This window comes from Vescimonas coprocola, assembly GCF_018408575.1.
GTDB lineage: Bacteria > Bacillota > Clostridia > Oscillospirales > Oscillospiraceae > Vescimonas > Vescimonas coprocola.
Window position 1 is genome coordinate 1,699,333 of record NZ_AP023418.1, and the last position, 12,510, is coordinate 1,711,842.

13 protein-coding genes are annotated in these 12,510 nt (G+C 58.2%); 5 read left to right on the plus strand and 8 right to left on the minus strand.

Annotated features, from left to right (window positions below):
- Positions 1-22 precede the first annotated feature (22 nt).
- The 8 genes from KJS28_RS08385 to KJS28_RS08420 form a co-directional block, all read right to left on the minus strand.
- Entirely contained in the window at positions 23-1,051 is a 1,029-nt protein-coding gene (locus tag KJS28_RS08385) for a branched-chain amino acid ABC transporter permease (protein ID WP_228298360.1), read from the minus strand.
- A 3-nt stretch (positions 1,052-1,054) separates the two neighbouring features.
- Positions 1,055-1,933 carry a branched-chain amino acid ABC transporter permease gene (locus KJS28_RS08390; protein WP_213540539.1) on the minus strand — a complete coding sequence of 293 codons (879 nt, stop codon included), beginning with the start codon at positions 1,931-1,933 and terminating at the stop codon, positions 1,055-1,057.
- A 157-nt stretch (positions 1,934-2,090) separates the two neighbouring features.
- On the minus strand, positions 2,091-3,251 hold the full coding sequence (locus KJS28_RS08395; protein WP_213540540.1) for an ABC transporter substrate-binding protein: 1,161 nt from the start codon (positions 3,249-3,251) through the stop codon (positions 2,091-2,093).
- Between the two features lie 124 nt (positions 3,252-3,375).
- A complete protein-coding gene (locus tag KJS28_RS08400) occupies positions 3,376-3,627 on the minus strand; it encodes a hypothetical protein (RefSeq protein ID WP_213540541.1) in 252 nt (83 codons plus the stop codon).
- Between the two features lie 297 nt (positions 3,628-3,924).
- A complete protein-coding gene (locus KJS28_RS08405) occupies positions 3,925-5,130 on the minus strand; it encodes a TasA family protein (RefSeq protein WP_213540542.1) in 1,206 nt (401 codons plus the stop codon).
- Between the two features lie 370 nt (positions 5,131-5,500).
- Positions 5,501-7,255: a TasA family protein gene (locus KJS28_RS08410; RefSeq protein ID WP_213540543.1), complete on the minus strand. Its 1,755-nt coding sequence runs from the start codon at positions 7,253-7,255 to the stop codon at positions 5,501-5,503.
- A gap of 337 nt (positions 7,256-7,592) precedes the next feature.
- Positions 7,593-8,081 (minus strand): sensor histidine kinase, encoded by a 489-nt coding sequence (locus KJS28_RS08415; RefSeq protein WP_213540544.1) that lies wholly within the window; start codon positions 8,079-8,081, stop codon positions 7,593-7,595.
- 183 nt (positions 8,082-8,264) lie between these two features.
- The gene (locus KJS28_RS08420; RefSeq protein WP_021858098.1) at positions 8,265-8,486 is read right to left on the minus strand and encodes a helix-turn-helix domain-containing protein; all 222 of its coding nucleotides are present in this window, start codon (positions 8,484-8,486) and stop codon (positions 8,265-8,267) included.
- Between the two features lie 309 nt (positions 8,487-8,795).
- Between KJS28_RS08420 and KJS28_RS08425 the strand changes: the two genes are divergently transcribed.
- From KJS28_RS08425 to KJS28_RS08445, 5 genes are all read left to right on the plus strand, one after another.
- Entirely contained in the window at positions 8,796-9,341 is a 546-nt protein-coding gene (locus KJS28_RS08425; RefSeq protein WP_213540545.1) for a signal peptidase I, read from the plus strand.
- A 67-nt stretch (positions 9,342-9,408) separates the two neighbouring features.
- Positions 9,409-10,149 (plus strand): SipW-dependent-type signal peptide-containing protein, encoded by a 741-nt coding sequence (locus tag KJS28_RS08430; protein WP_213540546.1) that lies wholly within the window; start codon positions 9,409-9,411, stop codon positions 10,147-10,149.
- 87 nt (positions 10,150-10,236) lie between these two features.
- Positions 10,237-10,764 (plus strand): SipW-dependent-type signal peptide-containing protein, encoded by a 528-nt coding sequence (locus KJS28_RS08435; protein WP_213540547.1) that lies wholly within the window; start codon positions 10,237-10,239, stop codon positions 10,762-10,764.
- Between the two features lie 60 nt (positions 10,765-10,824).
- On the plus strand, positions 10,825-11,622 hold the full coding sequence (locus KJS28_RS08440) for a SipW-dependent-type signal peptide-containing protein (protein ID WP_213540548.1): 798 nt from the start codon (positions 10,825-10,827) through the stop codon (positions 11,620-11,622).
- A gap of 324 nt (positions 11,623-11,946) precedes the next feature.
- Positions 11,947-12,504 (plus strand): TasA family protein, encoded by a 558-nt coding sequence (locus tag KJS28_RS08445; protein ID WP_213540549.1) that lies wholly within the window; start codon positions 11,947-11,949, stop codon positions 12,502-12,504.
- The last annotated feature ends 6 nt before the right edge of the window (positions 12,505-12,510 follow it).

The window sequence follows — 12,510 nt, forward strand, 5'->3', positions numbered from 1 at the left end:
ACACCGGCAGTTTTCAACTCTTTCATTTCTTCGCCGCCTCCTTTTTCGTTTTCTCCTTCCGGGCCTTCCCAAGGCTCAGCAGGGCTTTCAGGGACCACCGACCCTTCCACTCCGCAAACTGCGGGGAGGAGTTCAGCAGCATAATGACGATCAGCAGTACGGAGTAGGCCAGCATCCGGTAGTCTGCCACCTGACGCAGTACCTCCGGCAGAGCCCGCAGGATGATGGTGGCGATGATGGAGCCCCGGATGGAGCCCATGCCGCCCAGCACCACGATGACCAGGATCTCAATGGACATATTGTAGTCAAACATGGCGGGCTTGATGTTGGCCAGCGTATGACCGTACAGCACACCGGCCATTCCGGCGAAGAAAGCCGCCAGCACGAACACCATCAGCTTGTAATACGTCACGTTGACGCCGTTGGACTCGGCGGCGATGCGGTTATCCCGGATGGCCATGATGGCCCGGCCATGGCGGGAGTTTTTCAGATTCATCATCACCAGCACCACCAGAAAAATCAGCACGATGGCAAAGGGCAGCAGTGTCCGGGTATCGGCGTAGATCTCGCTGGTATCCAACCCCTTGGCGCCGCCGGTGACGGAGAGATTGTTGATGATGGTCTTGATGATCTCGCCGCAGGCCAGCGTTACGATGGCCAGATAGTCGCCCTTGAGCCGCAGGGCCGGCAAGCCCACCAGCAGGCCCACCACCGCCGCCGCCACGCCGCCCAGCAGCATGGACAGAGGCATCCGCACTCCGATAGGGACGCTCTGCGCCAGCTGAATGGAGAGCAGGCAGCCGGTGAACAGGCCCACGGACATGAAGCCCGCATGGCCCAGCGACAGCTCACCCAGTAGGCCCACCACCAGATTCAGGGACACCGCCATGACGATGTAGCAGGCCATGGAGATGAGCATATTGGAAATCTGCCGACTGGCAGCTCCGGAGTAAATGAGGGCAGCGGAGCCGCCGCAGAGCAGGGCGGTAATGAGCAGTGTCACGGCGTTGCCGCTGAGGCGCCGTGCGCCGGAGGTCATATTCTTTCCCATAGCTTACACCTTCTCACTGATACGCTTGCCCAGCAGGCCGGTGGGCTTCACCACCAGCACCGCCACCAGCACGCCGAACACGATGGCGTCGGCCCACAGGGTGGAAATATACGTCTTGGAGAGCTGCTCGATAACGCCCAGCAGCACACCGCCCAGCATAGCGCCGGGAATAGACCCGATGCCGCCAAACACGGCTGCGGTAAAGGCCTTGATGCCGGGCATGGCGCCGGTGGTGGGCCGGATGTAGGTGTAGGCCGCTCCGTAGAAGATGGCGGCCACGCCCGCCAGCGCCGAGCCGATGGCAAAGGTGACGGTGATGGTGCGGTTGACGCTGATGCCCATCAACTCTGCCGCCTCCTTATCCTCCGACACCGCCCGCATGGCCTTGCCCATCCGGGTACGGTTGATAAACAGGGACAACCCCACCATGATAACGGCCGTCACCGCCATGGTGGCGATGGTGATGCCGTCGATGTACACGCCGCCCAGCTCCACGCTGGGGATGGTGAACAGCACCGGAAAGGCCTTCTGCTCTGAGCCGTAGATCAGCAGCGCCAGATTCTGCAGCAGATAGCTGACACCGATGGCGGTGATCAGGACCGCCAACGGCGGGGCCTGCCGCAGGGGCCGGTAGGCCAGAAATTCAACGGTGATACCCAGCAGGGCGCAGACGGCGATGCTGATGAGGATAGCCACCAGCGGCGGCATCCCCAGCGTCAGCACGGAGGTGACAACGGCATAGGCTCCCACCATGATGATATCGCCGTGGGCGAAGTTCAGCATCTTGGCGATGCCGTAGACCATGGTATAGCCCAGAGCCATCAGCGCATAGATGCTGCCCAGGCTCAGGCCGCTGATAAGGGTCTCGATCAATCGGGTCATAAATCAGTTTCCTCTCTTTCTTCCGGATATCCCTCCCTGTCCGGAGGGCGGGCCGGGCGGCACAATACTGCCGTGCCGGAGACACCGGCAGGCACTGTTCTGCCGTTCGGCGGACAGCGCCCTCCGGGGCCGAAGCCCCGGAGAGCACCGGGTTTCTTTAGCCAAGCAGGCTGGTGGTGCCGTCGGCGGCGAACACCATGGCCTTGGCGTTCTTGGCGGGTTCACGGCTGGTGTCCCACTGCATGGTGCCGGTGAGGCCGTCCACGGTGATGGTGTACATGGCGTCCACCATGGCGGAGGTAAAGTCGGCATCAGCAGGGGTCTTGCCGCAGGCCTCCATGGCCGCCTTCACGGCATACACGGCGTCGTAGGCGTCGGCGGCGAACTGGTCAGGAGCGGAGCCGTGGAGCTTGGTGAACTTGTCCACGAAGGTCTGGGTCTTGGTGTCGGGAGCGTCCACGGCAAAGGGGGTCAGCATCATAACACCCTCCAGCATAGTCATGTCGGAGACCTTGGTCTGCAGGCCGTCCAGACCGTCGCAGCCAAAGACCTTGATGCCGTCCAGCTTACCCTGAGCCTGAGTCAGGAACACGGAGGCCTCAGCGGCATAGATGGGCAGGAGCACCAAATCGCAGCCGGAATCACGGATGGCGTTGATCTGGGTGGAGAAATCCGTCTTGGTACCCTCAGTGAAGGCCTGCTGGGTGACGATGGTCAGACCCCGCTGGGCCGCCTGAGCAGTGAAGGTCTCCACCAGACCGGCAGAGTAGTCGATATCGGACTGATAGAACACGGCGATCTTGCTGCCCAGCTTGTTGTCAGCGATATAGTTGGCGGAGGCAGTACCCTGTGCCGGGTCGTTGAAGCAGACACGGAAGGCCTTGTCGTTGCCCTGAATGCACTTCTCGGCAGAGGAGGTACAGGTGACGACGAGTACGTTGTCGTTCTTGGCGGCGGTGATGACGGACTGGGCCTCGCCGGACAGCACGCAGCCCAGAGAGACGTCCATCTTATCGTCCATCAGCTTGCCAAAGGCAGAGATGGCGGAGTCGGGATCGCCCTGAGAGTCCTCGGTCTGCAGCTTGAGCTGCCAGCCGTTGACGCCGCCGGCGGCGTTGATCTCCTCCACAGCCACCTGAGCGCCGTCACGGGTGGAGGTACCATAGTGGGCGTAGTCACCGGTCATGGGGCCGATGAGGCCCAGCAGCAGAGTCTGGTCGCTTCCGCCGCCGTTGCTGTCATCGCCGCCCTTGCCGCCGCATCCGGCCAGCAGGCCCAGCAGCATGGCCAGCGTCAATACCATACATACAAGTTTCATTCCCTTTTTCATGTTTCTTTCCTCGATTCTTGTGGGTTTTATTTTCAGCCGGTGGGCTTAAAAATACAAAAGAAAAACGGCCTTGCTCTTGCAGCAAAGCCGTCAGCCAAGTTTCTGTCCCGGACTATTCTGCCGGAAACCACTCGACGCTGCGCCTTACTGCGGGATGCGGGATAATTCGTACCAGTACGATCAGAACCAGCAGAACCGCCAGAGCCACCAGTACCCCCAGCAGAATGGACAGCAAAATGGACACCGCCAGAATGGCAGTGTCCAGAGCAAACAGATAGGAAGCGGTGCAGGAGGCAGACTGAGTGGCCGGTGCGCAGCACGCATCGGCAGCATGAGTACGGTTGCAGGTGGAAGTGTACCTCATGACGTCTGTCTCCTTTCCAAAGGCTGGCCCACACGGGCGGGCCGCTTGATGTTGCATAGTTTACCGGTTTTATATGCAAAAGTCAATGGGGGGTATGTCGAATTTACTGCCCCGCAGCCCCGCATTTTATACAGTTTTCACAAACTTGCAGGAAACTTTACGGAAAGTAAGTTTCCTTAGGCGAAATGTTTTGTGGACGCTCTCTTTCCATGTCGCCCGGAAGGTCGAAAAAAGGGGATGCTCCTCCCTGGAAGAGCATCCCTCAGAGCATCCCCTTTTATACGAAAGCATCAGCGTTTAGTTCTTGACTACGGTGTACCAATCGCCGTTCTGTTCAACATGGTAGCCGTCAGCAACGAAAACTTCGTTTTCGCCCATAGCGGGATGAGACGGGTCATACTTGTAGAAAGAACCACCACTGACGATGATCTTGGCAACGCCTCTTGCAGAATCGATCACATTCAGCGTATTCGCCGGGGTAACCGCCTTGAAGGTACCGCCTTGAATCTCAATCGTAGCCTTATCGGTTGCATAGATCAGATCGCAAACGGGATCGTCTGCCGGAACGCCAACCTGACGGAAGTCACCGCCTTTGATGATAACCTTACTGGTGCCACCGGCTTCAACGGCCATGGCTGCATTCTGTCCGTCCGCACCCTTGGTATACACGGCGTACACATCGGCGTCGATCGTAATCTGCGCTGTCTTTTCAGCCTGCACTGCACCATATCTGCCGTTGGCCTGAATATTCTTGGTGATTTCATGCGTGCCATGAGAAAAGCTCTCGGCATAAAACAGCTCCGGTGCAGCATGGTCGTATGTATTGTCATACGAATCGTTTTCATACTCTGCCTGCGTCGCATTCACGCTAATACCGAAAGAAAACTTTGATGCCCAATACGGATCGTTGTTTTTCGGATTTGCCTCGTTGCCGACTTCCGTGGGCATATACAGCACCAGTGCATACGTCTTAGCATCAGCCTCAGGCGCAAGCATTACCATCTGATCTTCACCAATAATAGCACTGGAACCGATGGACTTAAGCGTCCTAGCTTCTGCATTCACAGCATTGATTGCCGCTTCACGATCTGCATATGCAGCAGTGGTTTCCACTGCGCCCAATTTCACATAGTTGCTGAGGTAATAAAACTCGCCTGCGACATTTTTTCCTCTGCCTTCATTGATGTTATACATACCAACGGTATACTTCAGAGCAAGTGTTCCTGCGTTTTTGACACGTAGATACACAACCTCTGTACGACCGGGTTCCCATACAGTGCTTTCCTCAAACAGCTTGGTCGTGTCGGTTACCTTGTTCCAGGTCTTAAAATCTGTGCTGTACTCCAACGCCACATCCAGATTACCGGCCTGAATCTTGTTGACGCCGGTACTTGCGGTGTCGGTGAACCATGCGAAGGTAGCGCCTACCAGCATAGCCAGACACAGGACCATGGCCACGACGCTGCCCAGCAAGGCCCGTTTGGTGCTCTTGCGGTTTGTCATAAGTATCTCCTCCTATTTTTTGCGTGTGGGGCTCTTGGCTGGCAGGCTTTTGTAGCGGGACGCTGCAAAGGGGAATACGGATCCTCACGTCGGGGCTGCGCCTCTCCTCAGGATGACACTCCCTTTGAACACCCTTTATCGTTTCATTGAAACGATAAAAAGCCCACGGGCTTTTGGCCGCACGCTTGATAGTTGTATCATAGCACCGTGATCGGCAGAACGCAAGAGGTTTCTGCAAAATCTGTCGGTTTTTACAGGTCATTTACCGCTGTCTGCGGGTACCCACACAGGGGCCTTTCCAGTACCGCAAACAAGGGCCTCCGGCAATGCCGGAGGCCCTTGTTCTTCTCAGATACTTTCGGGAGAGCGCTTACTTGCTCACCGTGTACCAAGTGTCGCTGCCTTCAACAGTGGAGGTCGTGGTGCAGCCGGCACCCAGAGTGATCTTGCCGGTTTTGGCATTGACCGGGTCTACCGTTGTCACGCCGGGATTATAATTTTTGAAGCTGCCGCCGTTTACCGTAATGGTGCAGCCGGCGGTAGCATTATCCTGGTGGTTCAGCACATAATACGTCCCATTGCTGGGGGTGGCCGTCTCGAACTTACCGCCGTTGATGGTCACCGTAGCCTTGCTTCCACTGCTCATGCTGGTGTAGACGAAGATACAGGAGGTCCCCTCGCTGGTACCATAGAAATGGCCGCCGTTGATGGTCAGCCTGCCATAGTTGCCCGCACGAACCGCAGAGGTCACCTTGTTGGTGTAGGTCTTATCCGAGCCGTATACCGCGCCGGTCTGGCCCTCGCTGCTGTCATTGATAGTCAGGTTGCCCTTCTTGCCGCCGATATAAAACACGCTGCCGTTATTAGGCTTTGCGCCCGCTGCATACTCCAGCCGGATGGAGTGGCCGTTCAGATCCACGGTCACTGTCTTGCCGGACAGATAGATCTCGTCGGTGACCACGATATCGTCCACCAGCTTGAAGTAGCCCTTGGCATCTTCCATCTTCAACGCCTGCTCACCGGTAGCCACCAGATAGGGGTTCGCCTTGGTGCCATTGCCGCCGTTGAAAACACTGCTGGAGGTCACCACAGTGAAGGGAGAGAAATCATCGGTGCTGAAGGTCAGCAGGCCGGTGGCAGCATCATAATAGTAGGTGTCGTTGGCCGCCTTGACCGCCTCGGCGCTCTCCGCCTTGGTCAGCGGTGTCTCGGAGTGATAGAACCCGATCACGTTCAGCTTCTTCTCCAGCTGCAGGGCGATGGTAAAGAACTTGCCGCCCGCTGCCGTGACCTTGTTGCCGTTCTGATCCTCCAGACGGACCTCGGTGGTAACGGCGTCGGTGCCGGTGACGATCTCAATGTTGGCCGGAGTCTGCCCTTCTGTCTTGACCAGCGTCAGCTTTCCGGCATCGGTGCTGCCTGCGGGAATGGTAGCGATCACAGTGGGGTCCTTCTCACGGTCCTGGATCACCGTGTCGCCGTCGGTATTCACATCGCCCACAGCCACCACGGGATAGGTGGCGTTGGCATCGTAGGTGTTGTTGAAGCTGTCGCTCTCCACGGTGTTCTGGGTGGCCACCACGGTGATGGCAATGCCGTCGATAGACTCGTTCATGTAGTCGTTGCCGGCGGACTCCTGCATATGACCCTTGATGGTGAAGGCGGCGCCCTCTTCCCCGGCCTTCAGCTGCATCTCGGTCAGGTTGATATCCGCATCATTGATGGTCCAGTCGATGACATCATTCAGCTTGGCGCTGCCGTTGATGCCGGTGATGGCCACCTTGTACTTCAGGGCCAGATTGCCCTTGTTCACCACACGCAGCTCCGGCAGCTCATAGGTGCAGCCCGGCTCCCACAGAACGGCCTCGTTTTCAGCGCCAGCGGCCTTCTTGAATTCCAGCTGCTTGCCCTGTGCATCGGCCCAGGTGGTGACATTGCCTTTCTCGTCCCATGCAGTGGCGTACTGGAGCTGAACATCCAGATTGCCGGCCTGGATCTTGTTGACACCGGTGCTTGCGGTGTCGGTGAACCATGCAAAGGTAGCGCCTACCAGCATGGCCAGGCACAGGACCATGGCCACGACGCTGCCCAGCAAGGCCCGTTTGGTGCTCTTGCGGTTTGTCATAATATCTGCCTCCTATTTTTTGCGTGTGCGGGTCTTGGCCGTTGGGCTTTGTGGGGGATGCGGGGAATACGGATCGCCACGTCGGGGCTGCGCCCCTCCTCAGAATGACGCCTTCTTTGACCCCTCCCTATCGTTTCTCTGAAACGATAGACGCCCATGGGCGTCCCGGCGCGCACTTTTACGCAGGCATATTACCACTTATATGGACACAATGCAAGTCCCTTTTTGCCAAAAACTGTCATTTTTTCTGGAATTTTCTGCATCCCATTCCCCGGCACGACAAAAGGGCCTTGCTCCTCGCCGCAAGGCCCTTATTTTTCTGGAAACTTCGCTGCCATTACCGCAGCTGCGCCGTGAACACGATCTCACCCGGCTGAGGGCATTGGGCCCGGATGAAGCCGTGGTGTCCCTCGGCAATGCTCCGGGCGATGGACAGCCCCACACCGAAGCTGCCGTCGGCGGAGCGGGCCTGATCCGACCGATAGAACCGGTCAAAGAGCTTCTCTGTCTCCCCCTCGGCCAGCGGTGTACAGGCATTGCTGCACCGCAGGACGACGCCCCGTTTTCCCTTCTCCAGCACAAACCGGATGGGTGTCTCCGGCAGGGCATACTTCACGGCGTTATCCAGCAGGATAGACACCAGCTGCCGCACGGCGTACTCATCGCCGCAGTAGGTAAGCCCCGGCACGATAGCAAGCTCCAGCGGATGGCCCTGAGACCGGGCAAAATCCCGGAAGGACTCCGCCGTCTCCTCCACCGCCTCGCTGACGGCGAAGTCCGACAGCTTCAGCGGCGACTCCTCCTCGTCCATGCGGGAGAGCGTCACCGTGGTCCTGCGGAAGCAGAAAAAAAGCCTGACCTCTTCTCTCTTCCCTCTTTTATAAACAGGACAGGGTCCGGTTCCCAAGGGAACCGGACCCTGTCCTGTTTTTTTGACGCCTCATCTACTCGCCAAGGCTGCGGGAGAACCCCCCATCCTCACAGGATGGAGAGCTGTCCCGGATCCTCGTCAGCCTCTGGGCCAGTCCAGATCTCTGGGCAGCCCCAGAATGTAGTCGGCGCTGACGTGATAATACCGGCACAGCTTCTCCAGCTTTTCGATGCCCATTTCGCTGGTACCGTCCCGCCAGCGCCGGATCTGCTTGGTGCTGACGCCGATGACCTTCGCCAGATCCTGCACCTTGGTGTCGCTGTCCTCGATAATGGCATCAATGTTTGGATATTGCTTCATGTGCGACCTCCTTACGGCCCATTGTGTCTCATCGACCTTTTGTCGAATTATGTCGAAAATTTTACACTTACAACGACATATAAGTCTTGACTTTGGACATATATGTCATTTATAATATGTAAAGACATATATGTCCCACATTTGTTTGTTCGTTCTGCCCTCATCACCGTCATTGTTTGACATTCTCCACGCAATATGACTGGAAATTTCAGGACAGTTGCTCTGTTTCGACGTTCTTCATGAGCAAAAGATGCTTTAATAGTTCTGCACCCGCCAAGTGCTCCAAGCTATCTCCGGGAGGAACCCCCTATGACCGCAAAAAAGCTCTTACAGATCATCAGCACCATTCTGGTGGCGCTGGTAGTACTTCTGGCCGTGGCGCTGGTCGGCGTCCGACTGGCCGGCATCCGCACCTTCACCGTTCTGTCCGGGTCCATGGAACCCACTTACCACGTAGGCTCCCTCATCTACGTGAAAAAAGTGGACCCCACCACCATCCAGCCGGGACAGGTCATCACCTTCATGCTGGATGAGAACACCGTGGCCACCCACCGGGTGGTGGAGGTGGTCCCCGACGAGGACGATCCCTCCACTCTGCGCTTCCGCACCAAGGGCGACGCCAACGACGCCGAGGACGGCAGCCTCGTCCACTACAAAAACGTCATCGGCACCCCGGTGTTTGCCATTCCCAAGCTGGGCTACGCAGCCAATTACATCCAGCATCCCCCCGGCCTGTACGTGGCCATCTCCGCCGGGGCCGTCCTGCTGCTGCTGACCTTCCTGCCGGACCTGCTCTCCGGCGGCTCCGACAAGGGGCAGGGCAAGCGCATCCGTCAGGACAGTCAAAAGGCATAGATCCGTCGATCCTGCCGCAAGGCTCACCATATCATTTGTTATCATTTTTTATGCAGGAGGAAAAACCATGAAAGCAAGGAACCGCATCAAACCCCTGTTGACCCTGTGCTGCGCCCTGCTGCTGGTAGCCGCCGGTGTGTTCGGCACGCTGGCCTACCTCACCGGCACAGACACGGTCAACAACACCTTCACCGTCGGCAACGTGAAGATCACGCTGGACGAGGCCAAGGTGACCACCGACGGCACGCCTGTGGAGGGCGCTGACCGTGTGAAGGCCAACGAGTACCATCTGCTCCCCGGCCACACCTACACCAAGGACCCCACCGTCACCGTTGAGGAGGGCAGCGACCTGAGCTACGTCCGCATGAAGGTCACCTTCAACAACGCCAAGGCCATCATCGCCCTGTGTACTGACCCCGAGTTTGCCGAGGACGGCCCCACCGGCGTGGAGAACGCCTATCCCCTGATCCGCATGGTGAAGTTTGTGGAAGCCAATGCCCCCAAGTGGGACGGCATCATCCCCGATAACATGGTGGAGACAGAGGAAATGCTGGCCAATGCCAAGTACTTCGTCTACGACAAGCCCACTGACACTCTGACCTACTATTTCTATTACAACGAGACCGTTGCCGCCCCCGACGGTGATGTGGTCCTGCCTGTCCTGTTTGACAAAGTGACCCTGCCCGAGTGGGTCACCAACGACCAGCTGGCCACTCTGGAGAATTTCCAGATCACCGTGGTGGCCGAGGCCATTCAGGCCGACGGCTTCGCCAATGCCGGCGCCGCTTGGGCCGCCTTCAACGGCTGATTTTTCCCCCCCCGGTTTCGACGGCACATGGGCTGCGCCCCACGCCGTGGAAATAAATCATAGTTTGTAAGAAAGGAAGAAGCGAGTATGAAAAAGAAAACTCTGGCGCTGGTTCTGGCTCTGACCCTGTTGGTGGCCGGTGTCGTCGGCGGCACGCTGGCTTGGCTGACCGATCAGACCGCCGAGGTGAAGAACACCTTCACCGTGGGCGATATCAACATCGGCCTCACCGAGACCACCGCAGACTACAAGATGGTTCCCGGCAACACCATCGCCAAGGACCCCACCGTCACCGTTCAGGCCAACTCTGAGGCCTGCTGGCTGTTCGTGCAGGTCACGAAGTCCGAGAATCTGGACACTTTCATCACCTATGCCATCGCAGAGGGTTGGACGGAGCTGCAAGACGGCGTTTACTACCGTGAGGTTCCCGCCTCCGCCGCCGACCAGACCTTCTCTGTGCTGGCAGGTAACACCGTCACTGTGAACAACACTGTTACCAAGACTATGCTCGAAACCGCCAAGACGGATGCCCCCACCCTGACCTTTAAGGCCTACGCCGTGCAGAAGGACAATGTTGCCTCTGCCTCCGATGCTTGGGCCAAGGTCAACCCCTAACCAAGTGATCCCTTGCACATTCTGATACCCAAAAAATCAAACAAAAAGGAGAGCAATTACATGAAAAAGAAGATCACTGCCCTGTTCCTGTGCGTGGCGCTGGCCGCCATCGCCATCGTCGGTGCCTCTCTGGCCTACTTCACCGACACCGACAACGAAACCAATACCTTTGCCGTGGGCAACGTCAAGATCGACCTGATCGAGCAGGAGCGTGGCGAGAATGGCCTTCAGCCCTTCACGCAGAACAAGAAGCTGTCCCCCATCGTCGGCTCTGCACAGGGCGAGAAGGATGAGCTGGGTATGCCCACCGCCAAGAACTACGTGGACAAGATGGTCACCGTCCAGAACACCGGCTCCGAGAAGGCCTATATCCGTGCCTACTTCGCCATCCCCGCCGCTCTGGACGACGGCTATGAGACCTTCAACGCCGGCATGAACGTCCTGCACTTCAACTTCGGCAACAAGGTCGTTGACGGCAATATCACCTCCACGGAGGGCGTTGAGTGGAACTGGATGCATGACGGCAAGTGGAACTACTTCGAGACCACCATGGACGGCATCAAGTACAATGTCTACTTCGCCGACTACTATCAGGCCGTTGAGGCCGGTGCCACCACCGAGCAGCTCGTTCAGGGCGTGTATCTCGACAAGTCCGTCGATTTCGGCAAGGATGGCAAGTGCTACGCCTTTGGCAAGGAAGTCACTCTGGACGAGGGCTGGGATTGGAGCAGCGTCTCCTGCCCCGTGTTCGCCGTAGCCTGTCAGGCAGAGGGCTTTGACAGCGCTGCCGAGGCTATGGATGCCGCCTTCGGCGCCAACTACAATCCTTGGGGCGGTACCGCCACCAACTGGCAGTAATTTTCCCCCCCAACAGGAAGCAGATCGGCTTCCCTGACTCTACTATCTCCTCCCTATTTTTTTGCGGCACGGGTCCTGTGACCCGACCAACCCCGACACGCCTGTTACCAGCGGGTCGTGTCGGGTGGCAGAAAGCCCCCCTATAGGCTCCCTGCCGCCCCGGTGAACCTGTTACCAGCGGAAACACCGGCGGCCGTGGCCTCTTAGAGGCCCGGCCAAACCAGTGCAGCTGTTACCGCAGCTGCACCGGTTTGACCGCTGCGGTCAACCACCTTCTCTGTCCTCCCTATGGAGGCTGACCATAGACAGGAAAGGAGCAACCACATGAAACGAAAGCTGTTATTACTGTCGGTGCTGGCCATCTGCGTGGCCACGCTGGCAGCCGGAACGCTGGCGTATTTCAGCGCCGACGGAACGGCACGCAATGTCATCACCACCGGCAATGTCTCCATTGCTGTGGAGGAGTGGGCGGATGCGGATAAGACCCAGCCCTTCGAGGATCTTACCGGCATCATGCCCGGCACCACCGTCACCAAAATTGCCGAGGTCCGCAACACCGGCGAAGCCGACGCATGGATCCGTGTCCGCCTCACCAGCGACATCCGCCTCACCGGCGACGGCACGCCGGACCCCTCGCTGGTAAAGCCCGACCTCAACACCACCGACTGGACGCTGGGTCCCGACGGCTACCTCTACTGCAACAAGGCCATCCGCCCCGGCGAGACCACCGCCCCTCTGTTCACCTGCGTCACCTTTGACGCCGGTATGGGCAACGAGTATCAGGATGCCACCGCCACAGTCCATGTGGCCGCCGAGGCTGTCCAGACTGCCAACAACGGCGTCACCGCTCTGGAGGCGCTGGGCTGGCCAACGCAGGGTTAAGGAGGT